The 17,602-nt window shown below is 61.9% G+C and carries 17 protein-coding genes; 4 read left to right on the top strand and 13 right to left on the bottom strand.

Going from position 1 to position 17,602, the window contains the following annotated elements:
- Nucleotides 1-127: 127 nt before the first annotated feature.
- The 3 genes from HHJ18_RS20490 to flgL all read left to right on the top strand — a co-directional run bounded on the left by HHJ18_RS20490 (nucleotide 128) and on the right by flgL (nucleotide 5,330).
- Nucleotides 128-2,248 carry a methyl-accepting chemotaxis protein gene (locus HHJ18_RS20490; RefSeq protein WP_296918337.1) on the top strand — a complete coding sequence of 707 codons (2,121 nt, stop codon included), beginning with the start codon at nucleotides 128-130 and terminating at the stop codon, nucleotides 2,246-2,248.
- Between the two features lie 151 nt (nucleotides 2,249-2,399).
- Complete coding sequence (gene flgK, locus HHJ18_RS20485) at nucleotides 2,400-4,385, top strand: flagellar hook-associated protein FlgK (RefSeq protein WP_296918335.1); 1,986 nt, start codon at nucleotides 2,400-2,402, stop codon at nucleotides 4,383-4,385.
- A gap of 21 nt (nucleotides 4,386-4,406) precedes the next feature.
- Entirely contained in the window at nucleotides 4,407-5,330 is a 924-nt protein-coding gene (gene flgL, locus HHJ18_RS20480; RefSeq protein ID WP_296918333.1) for a flagellar hook-associated protein FlgL, read from the top strand.
- A 132-nt stretch (nucleotides 5,331-5,462) separates the two neighbouring features.
- Here the strand turns inward: flgL and fliR are convergent, their stop codons facing one another.
- The 13 genes from fliR to fliF all read right to left on the bottom strand — a co-directional run bounded on the left by fliR (nucleotide 5,463) and on the right by fliF (nucleotide 16,710).
- On the bottom strand, nucleotides 5,463-6,257 hold the full coding sequence (gene fliR, locus HHJ18_RS20475; RefSeq protein ID WP_296918331.1) for a flagellar biosynthetic protein FliR: 795 nt from the start codon (nucleotides 6,255-6,257) through the stop codon (nucleotides 5,463-5,465).
- The gene (gene fliQ / locus HHJ18_RS20470; RefSeq protein ID WP_296918329.1) at nucleotides 6,257-6,526 is read right to left on the bottom strand and encodes a flagellar biosynthesis protein FliQ; all 270 of its coding nucleotides are present in this window, start codon (nucleotides 6,524-6,526) and stop codon (nucleotides 6,257-6,259) included. Before fliQ ends, fliR begins: the two co-directional genes overlap by 1 nt.
- A gap of 31 nt (nucleotides 6,527-6,557) precedes the next feature.
- Nucleotides 6,558-7,262: a flagellar type III secretion system pore protein FliP gene (fliP, locus tag HHJ18_RS20465; RefSeq protein ID WP_296918483.1), complete on the bottom strand. Its 705-nt coding sequence runs from the start codon at nucleotides 7,260-7,262 to the stop codon at nucleotides 6,558-6,560.
- An 89-nt stretch (nucleotides 7,263-7,351) separates the two neighbouring features.
- Nucleotides 7,352-7,879 (bottom strand): flagellar biosynthetic protein FliO, encoded by a 528-nt coding sequence (gene fliO, locus HHJ18_RS20460; RefSeq protein ID WP_296918327.1) that lies wholly within the window; start codon nucleotides 7,877-7,879, stop codon nucleotides 7,352-7,354.
- On the bottom strand, nucleotides 7,876-8,328 hold the full coding sequence (gene fliN / locus HHJ18_RS20455) for a flagellar motor switch protein FliN (protein ID WP_296918325.1): 453 nt from the start codon (nucleotides 8,326-8,328) through the stop codon (nucleotides 7,876-7,878). The genes fliO and fliN overlap by 4 nt, the downstream gene beginning before the upstream one ends.
- Complete coding sequence (fliM, locus tag HHJ18_RS20450) at nucleotides 8,321-9,334, bottom strand: flagellar motor switch protein FliM (RefSeq protein ID WP_296918323.1); 1,014 nt, start codon at nucleotides 9,332-9,334, stop codon at nucleotides 8,321-8,323. The genes fliN and fliM overlap by 8 nt, the downstream gene beginning before the upstream one ends.
- A 22-nt stretch (nucleotides 9,335-9,356) precedes the next feature.
- Nucleotides 9,357-9,833, bottom strand: coding sequence for a flagellar basal body-associated protein FliL (gene fliL / locus HHJ18_RS20445; protein ID WP_296918321.1), 477 nt, complete (start codon nucleotides 9,831-9,833; stop codon nucleotides 9,357-9,359).
- Nucleotides 9,834-9,963: 130 nt separating this feature from the next.
- Nucleotides 9,964-11,307: a flagellar hook-length control protein FliK gene (locus tag HHJ18_RS20440; RefSeq protein WP_296918319.1), complete on the bottom strand. Its 1,344-nt coding sequence runs from the start codon at nucleotides 11,305-11,307 to the stop codon at nucleotides 9,964-9,966.
- A gap of 14 nt (nucleotides 11,308-11,321) precedes the next feature.
- Nucleotides 11,322-11,786, bottom strand: a complete 465-nt coding sequence (gene fliJ / locus HHJ18_RS20435) for a flagellar export protein FliJ (protein WP_296918317.1) — start codon at nucleotides 11,784-11,786, stop codon at nucleotides 11,322-11,324.
- Nucleotides 11,787-11,816: 30 nt separating this feature from the next.
- Nucleotides 11,817-13,238: a flagellar protein export ATPase FliI gene (fliI, locus tag HHJ18_RS20430; protein ID WP_296918315.1), complete on the bottom strand. Its 1,422-nt coding sequence runs from the start codon at nucleotides 13,236-13,238 to the stop codon at nucleotides 11,817-11,819.
- Entirely contained in the window at nucleotides 13,231-14,022 is a 792-nt protein-coding gene (gene fliH / locus HHJ18_RS20425; protein WP_296918314.1) for a flagellar assembly protein FliH, read from the bottom strand. Before fliH ends, fliI begins: the two co-directional genes overlap by 8 nt.
- Nucleotides 14,015-15,010: a flagellar motor switch protein FliG gene (gene fliG / locus HHJ18_RS20420; RefSeq protein ID WP_296918312.1), complete on the bottom strand. Its 996-nt coding sequence runs from the start codon at nucleotides 15,008-15,010 to the stop codon at nucleotides 14,015-14,017. Before fliG ends, fliH begins: the two co-directional genes overlap by 8 nt.
- The gene (fliF, locus tag HHJ18_RS20415; RefSeq protein WP_296918310.1) at nucleotides 15,007-16,710 is read right to left on the bottom strand and encodes a flagellar basal-body MS-ring/collar protein FliF; all 1,704 of its coding nucleotides are present in this window, start codon (nucleotides 16,708-16,710) and stop codon (nucleotides 15,007-15,009) included. Before fliF ends, fliG begins: the two co-directional genes overlap by 4 nt.
- A 290-nt stretch (nucleotides 16,711-17,000) precedes the next feature.
- Here fliF and fliE point away from each other — a divergent pair, with 290 nt between their 5' ends.
- Entirely contained in the window at nucleotides 17,001-17,318 is a 318-nt protein-coding gene (fliE, locus tag HHJ18_RS20410; protein ID WP_296918308.1) for a flagellar hook-basal body complex protein FliE, read from the top strand.
- Nucleotides 17,319-17,602: the final 284 nt, after the last annotated feature.

Genomic DNA, 17,602 nt, shown 5'->3' with positions numbered 1-17,602 from the left:
CGTCGCCTATTGGCGCTTTCACCGCAAAGGCGTATGTCCCGGCCGGCAGCCAAGCGAAATTTCCGAGTCGCGCTTTGCTCCATCTATTGGCTGTGGTCGTTTGAATGTCCTGCGCCTGGAGTTGTGCATGAATAATCAATCCCCGTCGCGGTCCTTCAAATCGCTAACGCGGTCCCTGGCCCTCACTGGGTCCGCGGTCATTTTGGCTGCGACATTGACCGTTCTAGGTTTTTTTTACGTACTCGCGTCTTCACAGCAACAAGTCAGCACGGCCCAGTATGCCCACGCCAAAGCCTCCGCCATTGCGCAGTCGATTGACATCTTCGATCAGACGATGCGGCTGGCCATTGAAAATTCATTTGCTGCTTATCGCAAACAGTTTGGACCGACGCTGTCCCTCGTCGATGAAGCGGCGGGGACGCTGACCAACTTCGGCGGCCCCCTCAATGACAGCACGACCGAGGTCGACAGCTTTTCGCGTGATTTCCCCGGGGGCAATGCGACAGTGTTCGTGGTTCAAGGCGAAGATTTTCGACGGATTACAACTTCGGTCGTGAAAGAAAATGGCGAGCGTGCCGTGGGCACGCTGCTCGATCGCAAGAGTCCGGCCTACGCGGAATTGCGTGCCGGACGCAAGTTTGTAGGGCGAGCCACGCTGTTCGGCCGTCCCTTCATGACAATCTACGAGCCTGTCCGCGACGAGGCTGGCCGCTTGGTCGCCGTGCTCTACGTTGGCCTGGACATTTCCAGGCAGCAGGCATTTCTGCGCGAGGCGGTAGACAAGACGAGAATCTTCGAAACCGGAGGTCTTTACATCATCGATCCGCGTGGCGGTCCGGCCGCTGCGACGCTGGTCTTCCATCCCGTCTCAGCAGGGAAAAAACTTGCGGAGATTTTGCCTGCGGGCGCCAGCGAATGGCTCGCTATCGTGACGGGCGCTGGTAGTGACCGAATTGCCCATGCACCTGCGGTTCTGACGCCGGGCGGCAAGGCGGAGCGATTTGCCAGTGTCGTCAAGAGTCAGGAGACCGGCTGGCTGGTCGTCGCGGAAGTGCCGGAAGCGGAGGCCCTGGCCGCTCTGTACCGGCAAATGATATGGCTGGGCAGTTTCATCGCAGTGACGGCCGTGATTATGGGAATGGCCGCAATGGTGTTCATCCGGCGTACCGTGCAACCCCTGAGTCTGTTGAGCCAGCATGTGCAGGCGATCGGGGGCGGCCATTTGTTCCAGTCGCTGGACTCGGGGCGGCGCGATGAAATAGGCGTCATTACCCGTGCCGTGGAGGCGATGCGCCAAGGGCTGGTGAAAATCGTCGGCGAAGTACGCAGCGGCACCGACACCATAGCCACAGCCTCTAGCCAGATCGCCGCCGGCAACATGGACCTGTCGTCGCGCACCGAGCAGCAGGCCAGCTCGCTTGAAGAAACCGCCGCGTCGATGGAAGAGTTGACGAGTACTGTCAAGCAAAACGCCGACAACGCCCGCCAGGCCAACCAGCTCGCCGAATCCGCTTCAAACGTAGCGGTCAAAGGAGGGCAAGTCGTAGCCAAGGTAGTCGACACCATGAGCGCCATCAACAGCTCGTCCAAAAAGATCGTCGACATCATAGGCGTGATCGACGGTATCGCCTTTCAAACCAACATCCTGGCCTTGAATGCTGCCGTTGAAGCGGCAAGGGCCGGCGAGCAGGGCAGAGGCTTTGCCGTGGTCGCCGCCGAAGTCAGAAACCTCGCCCAGCGAAGCGCTGCAGCAGCCAAAGAGATCAAGACCCTGATAGGCGACTCCGTTGACAAGGTTGAAGAAGGCAGCAAGCAGGTAGCCGAGGCCGGCAAGACCATGGACGAGATCGTGATCAGCGTCAAACGCGTCACCGACATCATGGCCGAGATCAGCGTGGCCAGCCAGCAGCAGACTTCGGGCATCGAGCAGATCAACCAGGCCATCACGCAAATGGACCAGGTGACGCAGCAAAACGCCGCGCTGGTTGAAGAGGCTGCTGCGGCAGCAGCCTCACTGCAAGAGCAGGCCAGCGGCTTGTCGCAGGTGGTCAGTGTGTTCAGGCTCGATCAGGAGCAGCGCAACCTAATGGCCCCGGCCTCGGGCGTGGCACCCGTCCCTGCGCGCACGGCACCCAAGCAGCCGCCATGCGCCAAACCGGCTATAACCGCGCCGCAACGCAAGCAGGCGGCAACTCCCCAGCTTGCCGTGGCAGGCGCTTCCGGTGCGGGTGAATGGGAAGAATTTTGAGTTGTCGCTTGGCAGCTTTCCGTGAGGTCATAGAAGGTCGCAACTATATTGCGCATTCGCCCTCAAGTTTTTGATGGAAGTTGTCGTCATCTACCATAGGGCCTTCAAAAGGCTGCCGGAGTTCCAGTCGTAGTTTTAGAGGATCAGGTTTATGTCAAACAGCATGTTTTTTACCGGGCTTAGCGGCTTGAACGCCGCGCAGGCAGCCCTGGTGACGACTGGCCACAACACGGCAAACGTCAACACCGCAGGCTACAGTCGCCAATCTGCCCAGATTGCATCGAGCGGTGGTGTTTACAGTCCCAGTGTTGGTTTTTTTGGAAGTGGCGCCAAGGTTGTTGACGTCACCCGCAGTTACGACCAGTACCTGACATCGCAGCTCAATCAGGCGCAGTCGGCGAACCAGTCGCTGACTACTTATTACACGCAGATCAGCCAGATTGATAACCTGCTGGCCGATAAGGCGGCCGGCCTGGCGCCGCAACTGCAGACGCTGTTCACCCATGTGCAGGCGGTCGCCAATACCCCGGCCGACCCATCCGCGCGCCAGCAATTAATCAGTTCCGGGCAGGCAGTCAGCAACCAGTTCAGATCGATGGACCAGTACCTGACCCGCCTCAACGCCAATGTCAACGAGCAGATTTCCGGCAGCGTCGATCAGATCAACACCTATGCCCAGCAGATTTCCAGTCTGAACAAGCAGGTTGCCATGCTCAGCAACGCGGCAGGCGGCCAGGCCCCCAATGACCTGCTTGACCAGCGTGACCAGTTGGTCAGTGACCTCGGCAAGCTGGTGGGCACCAAGCTCGTCGTGCAGGACGGCGGCCAGTACAACGTATTCATTGGCAATGGGCAAACCTTGGTGCTGGGCGACAAGGCTACCGTTTTGGCCGCCGTCAGTTCATCAAGCGATCCGGGCCGAACTACCGTGGCAGCGGTGAATGCCGCCGGCAAGGCTGTGGAATTGCAGAGCAGCATGGTCTCCGGCGGCACGTTGGGCGGGTTGATGCAATTTCGCAACGAGACGCTGGCGACTGCGCAAAATTCCCTGGGCCGCATCGCCATTGCATTGGCAGACTCCTTCAATGCGCAGCAAAAACTCGGGGTTGATCTCAAGGGTGTGCTGGGAAGCGACTTCTTTTCCCAGGCAACTCCGGGTGTTCTTTCGAACAGCAGGAACACCGGCAACCTCGCATTGACGCCGTCGTTTGCAGACAGCAGTCAATTGACCACCAGCGACTATCGGCTGGACGTTACGGCCGGACCCGCCTACAAACTTACGCGACTGTCGGACAACCAGGATATTCCTCTTACGGCCGGTTTTCCGGGCGCAGCGCCTGCCAACACCACCCGCTTTGACGGCATAACGCTTACTCTGGGCAGCGGCGCTGCCGCAGCCGGTGATTCATTCCTGATCCAGCCCACCCGCACCGGTGCGCGCGATCTGGCGGTTCTGATTTCCGATCCGGCCAAGGTGGCAGCCGCCTCGCCCGTCGTCACAGGCAGTACGTTTGGCAACAAGGGCAGCGCATCGATCAGCGCGGGAACGGTAGACGCGAACTACCTGCCCACGCCTCTCGCTGCCAAGGTGACCTTGACTTATGACGGCGCTTTGAATCAGCTGTCGGGGTTTCCCGCAGGAGCGGCCGTCACGGTGACGCTGGCAAATGGCGCGCCCGCTGCCGGCAGCCCGTATGCGGCGGGTACGCCGGTGACCTATTCGGCCGGATCCACGGTGAGCTTCGGCGGCATCACGTTTAAATTCAGCGGTACGCCAGCCGACGGCGACACCTTCACCATTGAGGCAAACACCGGTGGCGTGTCCGATGGAAGCAATGCCCTTTTGCTCGGGGCGCTGCAAAACAAGAAAACTATCGGTAACAGTTCCGCCAGCTTCAACGACGCCTACGGGCAACTGGTAAGCACGGTCGGCAACAAAGCTCGGCAGATCCAGATTTCTGGCGCTGCCCAGACCAGCCTGGCAACGCAAATCCGCTCTGCCCAGCAGTCGGTGTCGGGGGTCAATCAGGACGAAGAAACCGCTAATTTGCTGATGTTTCAGCAGATGTATCAGGCCAATGCCAAAGTGATACAGACCGCCTCAAGCATGTTTGACGCGGTGCTTGGCATCAACTAAGCGCTACCTAAGGAGTTCACGATGCGTATCAGCACCCAGTCTTTTTACGAACAAAGCCGCACCGCCATGGGCGCGCAGCAAAACAACCTGTTGCGTGTGCAGCAGCAGCTTGGCGCCGGCACCAAGATTCTGGCGCCGTCGGACGACCCGCTGGGCGCCACCCGTGTGCTGGCGGTGTCGCAGTCGATCGCGGTGAATGCGCAGTACGCGGCCAGCCGGGCGCAGGCCAGGCAGACGCTGTCGATGGAAGAAAACGCCTTGCAAAGCGTCACGACTGTCTTGCAAACCGTCAAGACGCAGCTAATCCAGGCCGGCGGCACGCTGACCGATGCCGATCGCGCGACCATAGCCACCACCTTGCAAAGCAATCTGGACCAGTTGCAGGGACTGGCCAATAGTGACGACGGCAATGGACAGTTTTTGTTCGCCGGTTTCAAGAGCGGCACAGCGCCATTCGTGCGCCAGCCAAGTCCCGTCGGCGTCAGCTATGTTGGCGACCAGGGCCAACGTCTGATGCAAGTGGATGTGTCGCGGCAGATGGCCGGTACGGACGATGGGCGCAGTATTTTTCAGAGTGCCGGTGCCGACGTTTTCGCGACCCTCGACACGGTGATCGCCGCACTGAAAACACCTGTGGACAATGCCGGCGCACTAGCTCAGAAGAACATGATGGATGCATTGGGCAAGGCCAACCGCGAAATTACCATGGCGCACGACAACGTGCTGACGGTGCGTTCCTCGGTCGGCTCGCGCCTGCAGGAACTCGATGCCTTGGACGTCACGGGCGACAGCCGCACGCTTTTCGACAAGAGCTATCTGTCTGACTTGCAGGACCTGGACTATGCCAGCGCGATAGCCGAGTTTTACCAGCGCCAGACCGCGCTGCAGGCGAGCCAGCAAACCTTTGTCAAGATTCAGCAGATTGCTTTGTTCAACTACTTGTAGCTTGCCGCTTGCTGAACGTGCTACACCGCAATTTTCCTAATGAAATAGGGCTCTACCCCATATCTGACGGGCGTAAACAGCTATTAATTACGTAGCAACCCGGGGCGGCGGCTGGACCTTCGGCGGTGGGCGCTAGCGCCGCAGGCCTTGCAAAAACTCCAGCATGAAGGGAAAGCCGGCGGCAAAGCGCGGCGCGAGAAAGGGTGCCAGGTACTGCATCAACAATTGCAGCAGAAACATGCCGGCCAGCAGCGTGACCGGAAAGCCCACGGAAAAAATACTGAACTGCGGCGACACCCGGTTCAGGATGCCCATGGCCAGGTTGATGGTCAGCAAGGTGGCAATCAGAGGCAGCGCCAGCATCAGGCCGCCCGAAAAAATCTGGCTGCCTGCCGTCACCAGCAAAAACCAGCCGCCAGCGGCCAGTGGTGCGTCGGCAATCGGCAACGCGTGAAAGCTTTCGGCCAGCGTCATGATCAGCATCAGGTGACCGTCGAATGCCAGAAAAAGCAGCATCGCCAAGGCGTTGAGCAGGCGTGCCAGCACCATCGTCGTGCCGCCACTGGTGGGGTCAAAAAAGGATGCAAAAGACAGACCCATTTGCAGACCGGCATATTCACCGGCGGCCTGCACCATGGCAAAGACCAGGCGCATCGAAAACCCCATGGCCGCGCCAATTAGCACCTGCTGAATCAAAATCCAGAAGCCGCCCGCAGACACCAGCGGGACTGCGGGCAGGGCGCCCAGCGTGGGCGCGATGGCAATCGCCAGCAGGGCAGCCAGGCCTACCTTGGCGGTGCGCGGCACGGCGGCCTCGCTGAAAATTGGTGCTGTGCTAATCAGTGCCAGCATGCGCACAAATGGCCAGAGAAAAGCCACCATCCAGATGCCCAGCTGCTCTGAAGTGACCGAGAAAACGGCGGGCATCAGCCCACCAGTTGCGGAATCGAGGAGAACAGATTACGCATGTAGTCGAGCGTCAGGTTGAGCATCCACGGCCCGGCAATCACCAGCGTGGCAAACACCGCCAGCAGCTTGGGGATGAAAGACAGCGTCATTTCATTGATCTGGGTAGCTGCCTGAAACAGGCTGATGATCAGGCCCGTGACAAGCGCCACCAGCAGCAAGGGCGCAGCCAACAGCAACGAGAGTTTCATGGCCTCGTAGCCCATCGACATGACTGATTCAGGTGTCATTTCAGTGCGTTCTTTTTAGGGGGAACCGGGCTCAGGTGTAAAAACTCTGGGCCAGCGCACCTATCAGCAACTGCCAGCCGTCCACCAGCACAAACAGCATCAGCTTGAACGGAAGTGCAATGGTGGCCGGCGGCACCATCATCATGCCCATGGACATGAGTACGCTGGCGACCACCAGGTCGATAATCAGGAAGGGAATGAAGATGGTGAAGCCGATCTGGAAAGCGGTTTTGAGTTCGCTGATCACAAAGGCTGGCAGCAAAATTCGCAAGGTCACTTGCTCCGGCCCTTCCATGGGCGGGACCTTGGCCAGCTTTGCAAACAGCGCCAGATCGGCTTCCCGGGTTTGCTTGAGCATGAACTGCTTGAAAGGCTGAACCCCCCGTTCCAGCGCCTGCTCTGCCGAGATGCGGTTTTCAGAAAACGGCTTGTAGGCTTCGCTGTGCACCTTGTCAAAGACCGGCGACATAACAAAAAAGGTCAGGAACAGCGAGAGTCCCACCAGAATCTGGTTGGGCGGCGCGGATTGGGTGCCCATGGCCGTTCGCAGCAGCCCCAGCACGATGAGAATGCGCGTGAAGCTGGTCATGGACAGCAGTAGCGCCGGCAGGAAAGACAGCGAGGTCAGCAGCACCAGTGTCTGCACGCTGAGCGACCAGGTCTGGCTGCCGCCCGGCCCCTGCGTGTTGACGATGCCCGGCAGACCCTGGGCGGACGCCAGCGGCGGCAGTGCCATCAGCAGCGTCAGCGTGAAGAGTTGCCAGGCGAGACGAGCGCGCCAAAAAAAGCACCTCCCGGGCTGGGAATAAACCGGCAGCATGCTTTTCAGTCCTGTTTTTTGAGCTTGTTGAGATTGTTGAGCGTGCTCAGCTTGTCCATCGATTGCAGCAACTTCTGTGAAAAAACGCCTGCGCCAAAGCGCCCGCTCATGCCACTTGTGGCGTTCACGGCCGCAGCCCCATGCGCTTCAGACAGGGTTTCGGCCGGCATGCTGTGCAGCGCTCGGACCTGACCGGCCGCCACACCCAGCACCAGCCAGGTGCTGCCCACTTCGACCACCACCACGCGCTCACGCTGACCGACCATGGCGCTGGACACTACCTTGATCAGGCGGCCGCTGCCGGCTTGCTGCAACAGGCCAAAACGTCGCGCCGCCCAGGCACACGCAAAAATAAGCGCCAGCACCAGCGCCAGGCCGAAGCCAGCCTGCAGCAGGCCGGCTGCGGCGAATGAGCGGACCGGCTCAGGCGCGGGCGTGGGCACCGTCGGCAGCGCCGCGCTGGCAGCAAAACTGAGGCCGGCTAGCAGAGCAGCCGCCAGCCGCACCAATTGCGCAAGGTGGCGTGGCTTCATCGGTTCAGCTTCTGGATACGTTCGGCCGGCATGACGATATCGGTCAGGCGAATGCCGAACTTTTCATTCACCACCACAACTTCGCCTTGCGCAATCAGGTAGCCGTTGATAAATACATCCATAGGCTCGCCCGCCAGCCCGTCCAGCTCGACCACCGAGCCGGGAGACAGCTGCAACAAATTCTTGATGGTGATGCGCGTGCGACCGAGTTCGGCGGTCAGCTGCACCGGCACATCCATCACCCGGTCAATGTCGCCCGGGGCAATGTTGGTGGCCGAACTGCCCTGCAGCGGCGGAAACACGCGCTCACCGGCGGCGCGCGATGCTGCCGCGGCGGTCTGCACCGGTGAGGCTGCTGGTGACGACGCTTGTTCGGCCAGCGCACTGCCCCAGTCATCCATTGCGTCTGTTGCCTCAACCTCGGCGTTGTGCTTGTTGACTTCACTCATGATCGCTTTCCTTGTCCTTGCTCGGGTCACTGCCCTGGTGGTTGATCATCTTTTTCACCCGCAGGGCATAGTGGCTGTTGGAGGTGCCGTAGCCGCATTCCATGACAGGGACGCCATTGACCTTGGCCACAATGGTGCTTGGAATCTCGACGGGCAGTACATCGCCGACCTGCAGTTTCAGCAGTTGGCCAATGCTCGACTGGAACGTCAGGAAATGGGCGCGCAGTTCCAGGTCGGCGCTTTGCACCTGTTGCGACAGATCCTTGACCCAGCGCTTGTCCACCTCAAAGCCGTCTTGCAGCGGGTTGGACAGCAGCGGCCGGATCGGCTCGATCATCGAATAAGGGATACAGACAGTCAGCGCCCCGCCTATCGGGCCGAACTCGATCTGAAAGGTGGTGACAATCACCATTTCGTTGGGTTCGACAATATTAGCCAGCCGGGCGTGCATCTCCGAACGCACATAGTCGAAGTCGAGCGGGTAAACCGGATTCCAGGCGCTGCCGTAGCTTTCCAGCGTCAGCGTCAGCAGGCGCTTGATGATGCGCTGCTCGGTCTGCGTGAAGTCGCGGCCCTCGACCCGAACGTGGTAACGGCCGTCGCTGCCAAACAAATTGTCTACCACCAGAAAGATCAGCTTCGGATCGAACACGAACAAGGCCGTGCCGCGCAAGGGCTTCATCTGGATCATGTTGATATTGGCCGGCACTGGCAGATGCCGCACGAACTCGGCGTACTTCTGCACTTCTACCGCACCGACCGAAATATCAGCGCTGCGGCGCATGAAGACCAGCATGGCACTGCGCAGTTGCCGCGCAAAGCGTTCATTGATGACCTCCAGCGTGTGCAGGCGGCCGCGCACCACTCGCTCGTCGGTTCCCAGCTTGTAAGCCAGCGGTCCCTCGGGCGCCGCTGCGGCGGCTGGCCGCGCAGACTCGGTCTCACCCGTCACACCCTGCAACAGGGCGTCTATTTCTTCCTGAGAGAGTTCATGTTCAAAGGCCATTGGTAAATTTCATGGCGCCGCGTCACTGCAGCATGAACGCAGTAAACATCACGCTGGCAATTTTTTGCGGCGCCATGGTGGGGGCAAACGGCAGGTTCAACGCAGCCATCAGGTCAACTGCCAGCTGTGCCTTGTCCGCCGCCGCCACCAAGGCATCGGCCTGGCGATTGGACAGCACGGTCAGGACCCGGCTGCGGACTTCAGGCAGGTATTGCACGATCAGCGCCTGCGACTTGGCATCAGTCACTTTGAGCGTCACACCGACATGCAGAAAGCGGCTGCGGCCACCCGGCTGCAGGTTGACGGTAAAGGGTTCCAGCGCGACAAAAATAGGCGCGGTTGGCGCCGCGACGACTGGCGTGCGGGCTTTATTCAAATAATAAAAGTAGTAATAAGCGCCCGCCGCGCCAGCAGTCCCCAAGCCAAGCGCCGCCAAAAGCAGCAGTAGGCCGAGCTTGCGCTTCTTGGGGGGAGTAACTTCGGGGGTGCTGGTAGCCATGAGGGTGCGGTGTAAGTTTGAACAGTAATTGTTGGTCAGAAGCGCCTGCAGGCATCGCTCGAAAACAAGGCGGAAAGCGCGTCAACTCCGGCATTTGCGAGGCGCCTTGAGCGCCCTCCGCGGTGCCCGTTCAGGCGTAGGTGTCTACGCTGATTCCACTGCTTGCGCTGCGCTGGGGCAGCGGCGCGGCGGCAACGCGTGTGGCCAGTGCGGGTGCGTCCGGCGCGTTGATGGTACGGTAGCTGCGTTGGCTGGCCTGCTCGCCTGGACTATCGGCAAAGGCTTGCTGCTGCTGGCTGCCGGAACTCACCGAGGTGTTGCCCAAGCTGATGCCGCTGTCCGCCAGCGTGCTGCGCAATTGCGGCAAGGCCGCTTCAATCGCCACACGCACCGATGCATGGGCCGACACAAAGCTCGCCTGCATTTGCTGGTCGTTCATGCTTAGCGTGACTTTAAGTGGCCCCAGTCCGGGAGGGTTGAGCTGCAGTTCGGCAACCTGCTGCCCCGCCTTGCCCATGTGCACAACGTGCTGACCCAGCGCTTTGCCCCATTCGCTGCTGCCCATGTCAGGCGCAATCGACGCTGTGCTGGCGGCCTCGGGCGCGCCCGCGCCGGCAAGGGCGGCAGTGCCTGGCAGCGGCGCATGCAGGGTCGCGCCCGGTAAAGTGGCATCGGTGCCCGCCCTTGCTGCGTCTGGAGCCTGGCTGCTGGCCACACTGATGGCAACGCTTTCGCTGGCGGGCGCTGACAAGTCAGCGGAAACCTTGGCAGTGCTATGCGGTTGAACGGTTGTCAAATCGACGCTCGCATCTTTGACGGCACGCATGCCGGTCAATTCAATGACACCCTGGTTGTCGCGTTTTTCCGACCGTCCTCCCAAGCCGCTTTCGGGCGCGGCGTTCTGGCTTGCAACGACGCCGGGAATCAGCGCGAGGGTAGCATTGTCGGCCACGGCGGTGAGCGCGCTGGGCCCGGCAGCCTTTGCGCTGGTTACGACGTTTGGGCCCGCTGCGGGCGCGATGGCCGTGGCCAGTGCGGGTGCCAGGGTGGTGTGTCGGGCGGTGTCCATGTTCAATGCTGCCGCAGCCGCCGGCCCATTTGCCCCGACGCTTGTAGTCAGGCCTGCCAGCGCAGACGCGGCGCTGGCTGCAAGGGTTTTGGCCGGCGTTGCCGCCGCACCACCCTCACTTGGCACAGCCTTCACGATGCGGCTTTCCAACGGCACCAGGCCAGTGGCCATGGCATTGATCAGATCTTCCACGCCGCTCTCGGCCTTGTCCGCCTGGCGCTTGGCCGGCGCCGCCTTGTCACTGTCTTTGTCGGCTACCTTCCCGGCCGGTTCCAGCGAACGCGACAAGGCTGCACTAAAACTGCCAGCGCCGTCTTCGGCTGGCGCGTCGCCGCGCGCTGGCGCGTTGGGTGCCGGGTGGACTGATGGGCGCGGCGCGCTGCTGGACGGAAGAATCAAGGACATCGCGTTTCCTTAGGTCAGGCCAGCTGGCCGAAGTTGGTGTTGCGCGTAGAGTAGAAACGACGCGACGTGCGCTCGTCGTTGTCTTTCTGCTCGCGCTTGTTCAAGGTTATCAGCGCCTGCTGGCGCGCGCGGTCAGCCAGCGTATCAAAGGACGTGAGGCGGCGTTTGCTGTGCTGCCAGTCACTGCGCCCGCTGGCAAGACGGCTGTCGGCCTGCAGCGTCACGGCGCGTTGCTGTTCAATCGCGGCATCAAGTGTGCCAATGAAATGCTGAAAGTTGCGCAGTTGCGCCGCCGCCACACCCGCGCGCAGCTGCACTTGCAACTGGTCCAGGTATTCCTGGCGGTACTGCAGCAGCATGTCTAGCCTGCCGGCGGCGCCGGTCTGTGCGGTCTGCAATTGGCCTAGACGGCGCGTCGCCTCGTCGGTTTTGCTTTGAGCCAGTTCAATCAGGGTGTCTAGCGGTAGATGCTTGGTCATGGTGTTTTCTCTGGCAGATGCGAAAGGCGGTTAGCCCGCATGGAACAAAGCCTGCAGCTGGTCAATAGAGGCGGCGTAGTCGGCGCGCTCTTGCATGCCCTGCTGCAAAAAAGTTTCGATTTTTGGATAGAGCGCCACGGCTCTGTCGAGTTGCGCGTCATGGCCCGGGGCGTAAGCGCCGACGCTGATCAGGTCGCGGTTGCGCTGGTAGCGCGACAGCATCTGCTTGACGCTGCGCACCGCTTCAAATTGCTCGGGCTCAATCAGCGCCGTCATGGCGCGGCTGATCGACGCTTCAATGTCGATTGCCGGGTAGTGGCCGGCCTCGGCCAGGCTGCGCGACAGCACGACGTGGCCGTCCAGAATGGCGCGCGCCGCATCGGCAATCGGGTCCTGCTGGTCGTCCCCTTCAGTCAGCACCGTATAAAACGCCGTGATGGACCCGCCCAAACCTTCTGCATTGCGCGCACCGTTGCCAGCGCGCTCCACCAGCGCCGGCAGTTTGGCAAAGACCGACGGTGGGTAGCCCTTGGTGGCTGGCGGCTCGCCCACAGCCAGCGCAATTTCGCGCTGGGCCATGGCGTAGCGCGTCAGCGAATCCATGATCAGTAAAACGTTTTTGCCGCGGTCCCGAAAGTATTCGGCCAGACAGGTGGCGTAGGCGGCGCCCTGCAGCCTGAGCAGCGGCGAGGTGTCGGCAGGCGCCGCTACCAGCACCGCGCGCGCCATGCCCTCAACGCCCAGCGTGTTCTCGATAAAATCCTTGACCTCGCGGCCGCGCTCTCCAATCAGCCCGACGACGATCACGTCGGCACTGGTGTAGCGCGCCATCATGCCCAGCAACACGCTCTTGCCCACGCCGGAGCCGGCAAACAGGCCCATGCGCTGGCCGCGACCGACAGTCAGCATGGCGTTGATGGCGCGCACCCCAACATCGAGCACCTGGTCAATCGGCGCGCGCGTCAAGGGGTTGATGGGTTCCGCCGCCAGCGGAACTTCCAGGTCAAATTTCAACGGACCGAGTCCGTCGAGCGGCCGCCCGGCGGCGTCCACCACCCGGCCCAGCATGCCGTCACCAACCGGCAGGCGCTTGGTCCGGGGGCCAGCGCCTTTGCCGTGGCCCATCGGCGACTCCAACGCGTAAACGCGGGCGCCCGGCAGCAGGCCGTCCACCGCGCTTTGCGGCATTAAAAAGAGGCGATCTCCGGCGAAGCCGACGACTTCGGCCTCGGCGGTTTTTTGTGCATAGCCGGGCGGCAGTTCGATCAGGCAATCACTGCCCACCGGCAGGCGCAGGCCGACCGCTTCCAGCACCAAGCCGACCGCCCGGGTCAGCCGGCCGTAGCTGCGCACCGGCACACTCAGGCCGACCGCGTGGCGCGCCTCGCCCAGCGCCGTCTGCCAAGCGGCCAGGTGCGGGTTGGCGGCAACAGGGCGGGGTGTGTCAGCCATGACCGGCGCCTGTAGAAGCTAAAGAGGTAGCGGTTGGCGTCACGTTGCGGATCAGCGCTGCGGCCACGCGCTCCCAGCGCGTCGGCAAAGTTGCGTCAAGTTCACCGCTGCTGGCCAGCACCCGGCAGCCGCCGCGCTGCAGCGTGGCATCGACGCGTATGCGCCAGCCAGCGGCCTGCAGCTCGTCGGGCAAATGTTCTTTCACCAACGCCGCGTCATCCGGGTGCAGCAGCAGCTGCGGCATACCCATCAGCACCGGCTCAGCCTGCAGCAGCTCACGCACCACTGTCAGCATGGCTTGCGGCTCTGCCTTCAAGGCCTGGCCCAGCAACTGGCGCGCCAGGTCCAGCGCCAGGGCCAGCAGGTCGTCGGCAACATCGTGATCAGCCCCACGCAAGGCGCCGGGCAGCGATAGCGTCAATGCCTGCAACTGCGCGGCTTGCGCCTGCACTGCTGCCAGTCCGGCGGCGTGGCCGTCGGCCAGTCCGCGCGCGTATCCTTCTCGGTGACCGGCACTGTCGCCGGCCTGCTGGGCCAGCAGCCGCAAACGTGTCAGCTCGGCTTCGTCAATCAGCAAGACCGGTTTGAGCGGCTCCAGCGTCGCGCCACCAGCGTTGCTGAAGCCAGTGTTAGCAGCCTGCAAACCGCCGACAATCGACGTCATTTCCCAGCGCTGCCAGGCGCTCAGCTTCACCGGGGCTTCGCCGCTACGACGCGCGTCCGGAAATAGCGGCGCGAACTTCTCGGCATCCGCCCCTCTAGCCAAGGCGGGCTTGTCAGACATAAGCGTCGCTGCCTTTTCCGCCCAGCACCAGCTCGCCGGCGTCGGCCAGGCGGCGCACGATCAGCAAAATACTCTTCTGCTCTTTCTCGACCTGAGAGACCCGCACCGGGCCGCGCATTTCGATGTCTTCGCGCAGCGTTTCGGCGGCACGCTGCGACATGTTCTTCAGGAACTTCTCGCGCAGCTCCAGCGCCGCACCTTTCAGCGCAATGATCAGCGACTCCGACTCGATTTCCTTCAGCAGCAGCTGCACGCTGCGGTCTTCGAGTTCGAGCAGGTTCTCGAACAGGAACATCTCATCGATCATTTTTTGCGCCAGCGCCTCGTCGTGTTCACGCACATGCTTGATGACGCCGTCTTCCTGCGTGCTGCTCATCAAATTGACAATTTCCGCCGCCACCCGCACACCGCCGAGTCGGCCGCGCTTGACGCCTTCACCCGACAGCATGTCGTTGAGTACCTCGGTCAACTCCTTGAGTGCGGACGGCTGCACGCCGCCGTAGGTAGCCACGCGCAGCACGGCATCGTGGCGCACCCGTTCCGGCAGTTTTTCCAGCACCTCGGCTGCCTTCAGGCGGTCCATGTGCACCAGCAGGGTGGCGATGATCTGCGGGTGTTCGTCGTGAATGATCTCCACCACCTCGGTGGCCTCCAGCTGGTTCAGCCGCTCAATACCACCGGCCGATGCGCTGGACTGGGCAATGTCTTGCAGCAGGTCGGCGGCGCGGTCATCGCCCAGTGCCTTGTTGAGCACCGCGCGCAAATAGCTGCCCGAGTCCAGATGCAGCGCCGAGTACTGCTCGGTTTCCACGCGAAACTCTTCCAGTACCGCGCTGACTTCGTCACGCTTGACCTGCGACAGGGTGGCCATAGCCTCGCTCATGGCCTGCACGGCGCTGTGCGGCAGCAGCCGCAGCACGCTGCCAGCGCCTTCCTCACCCAGCGACATCAGCAAGATGGCGCTTTTTCGTGTGCCGACTTCCATCATTTTTTATCCATCCAGTTCTGGATCAGCATGGCGACCATGCGCGGGTCATTGGCGGAGGCGTCCTGCGCGTACTGAACGTTGTCCAGATGGCGCTGGCCTTCGCGCTGTGCGGCTTGCGCCTGCACGCTGGCAACGCCTGGGGCGCCGGTAATGTCAGGCTGTGGCTCCTGCTTGCCGAGTGGCGGCGCCACGGCTGTTGCCGGTTGCAGATGCTTGCGCAGCAGTGGCCGCAGCACGGCAAACCAGACAAAAAGTGCAGCCAGCCCCAGCAGCAGGTATTGACCCAAAGTTTTTGCCATCTCTATATTCCCCGCCTGGCGCCATGCCGGCACGTCAACCGTCTCGACCACCTCAGTTGCAAACAGGCTGTTCACCACGTTGACTGAATCGCCACGCTCGCGGTTAAAGCCCATCGCTTCCTTGACCAGGTTCTGGATCTGCTCCAGTTCGGCCGCCGACAGCGCCTGCGCCGTGGGCTTGCCTTGCGCGCCTGCGGCCGAGCGGTAATTGACCACCACCGCCACCGACAGCCGCTTGATGCCGCCCGCGCCCTGCTGCACATGGCGGATCGAGCGGTCCAGCTCGTAGTTGGTGGTGCCGTCCTTGCGTCCGCTGCCGCCGCTGCGCGCCAGCCCGCCCAGGCTGCTTAGGTTGCCCAGGTTGCCCAATTCGGTGCTGATCTTCATTTGGTCCACAGCCGCAGCGCCGGGCTTGGGGGCAACCGGCGGTACGGTTGAAATCGGCGCGACGGGGTTGACTTGCGGCTGGTTGGTCAGCGCGCCCGGCACGCCGCTTGGCGTATTGTTGCCCGGCTGGGCTGACTCGCTTGACTGCTCGCTGCGAATCGCCGCCGTGCCCGGTTCCTGGTTCGGCCGGTACTTTTCGTCGGTTGCCTCGACCACGGAAAAATCGATATCGGCCGTCACCTGCGCACGCACATTGGCCGGGCCAACCATGGGCTGCAAAATCGCTTCAATGCGTCGGATAAAGCCTTGCTCGATTTCGTTGGTGTATTTGAGCTGGCTCACATCCAGGCCGCGGGCGCCCGAATTGGCCGCCGACAGCAGGTTGCCCGCCTGGTCTACCACGGTGATGGCCTTGGCCGACAGCTCGGGCACGCTGCTAGAAATCAAATGCACGATGGCACTGACCTGGCCCTCGTCAATGCTGCGCCCGCGGTGCAGCGTCAGCACCACCGAGGCGCTCGGGCTTTTTTGTTCACGCACAAACAGCGAAGGCTTGGGCAGCGCCAGGTGCACGCGCGCCGAGTCCACCGCCGAGATGGAATTGATAGAGCGCGCCAGCTCGCCTTCAAGCGCGCGCTGGTAATTGACCTGCTCGACAAACTGGCTGGTGCCAAACTTCTGGTTGTCCATCAACTCAAAACCGGCTGAGCCGCCCTTGGGCAAGCCCTGCGAGGCCAGCCGCAGACGCGCTTCAGGCACCTTGCCCGCCGCCACCATCAAGGCGCCGCCGCCCTCGGCAAATTTGTAGGGAATGTTCATCTGCTGCAGCGAGGCGATGATGGCGCCGCCATCGCGGTCGGACAGATTGCTGTACAACACGCCATAGTCTGGCGTGCGGCTCCACAACCACAGCGCCGCCACGGCCGCCACCACCACCGAGACCCCGATGGCCAGCGGCAGGCGCGGGTTGGCGCGCAGCTGATCGAGCATGGAGCCGGGTGCGGCAGTACTCATGGGTTCAGCGGTCCGGCGAAGCGGCTGGAACGAGTGAAGGGGCAGAGGGCATAAATTTACGGCAGCGGCAGGTGTTGGAAAAGAGGGCAAAAAGGTGAAAGGCCTGGCCCGGCGGCTGTGGCCAGGGCACTGGGGCCTTGGCTCTGATTGTCCGAGTGCGTTGCGGCGCTTGATCGGCCGAATAGCCGGGGCTTTTGCCATCTTTTGCCACGATGCGCCGCCGGGCCCGCTGCTACGCTTGCGGCATTGACTCAGGCAACGGGCGCGCCTGCCGCCCCAAGGAAAACACCATGGCGATCACCTCTATTGAATCCGTGCTGCAACAGATGCGCGCGCTGACCCAGGCCGCCGACCGCCCCGCCACGGCAAGCGGCGAGCTCGCCAGCGGCGGCTTTGCCGGCGAGCTGAAAAAGTCGCTGGACCGCATCAGCGACGCCCAGCAAAGCGCTTCCAGCCAAGCCGAGGCGTTTGAGCTTGGCAAACCCGGCATCGCGCTGAACGACGTGATGGTCGACCTGCAAAAGGCAGGCATCGGCTTTCAGATGGGCCTGCAGGTGCGCAACAAGATGGTGGCGGCATATCAGGAAATCATGAACATGCCGGCCTGAAGCATTGCCGGGGGTCGCCGGGCGGCCGCATCGCACGTTGTTTTGCTATGTTATTAATAGCTGCTTGCGCCCGTCACTATTGGGCTACAGCCCTATTTAATCGGTTTTTTTGCTCTGCTGGCCTGGGCTGGTCGGGAGTCGCCCCGGCAGGCGAGCTACTTTTCTTTGCTTCGCCAAAGAAAGTAAGCAAAGTTCTCGTGATGGGTGTTCGCATAACTTCGCAAAGCGAAGTTATGCGAACACCCAAAAGCGACCCGCAGTCTGGATCCGGGTTTTTGGGGGCC

It is taken from the genome of Polaromonas sp. (genome assembly GCF_012927455.1).
Classification (GTDB): Bacteria; Pseudomonadota; Gammaproteobacteria; order Burkholderiales; family Burkholderiaceae_C; genus Polaromonas.
This window is presented reverse-complemented; position numbering and strand designations above follow the sequence as displayed.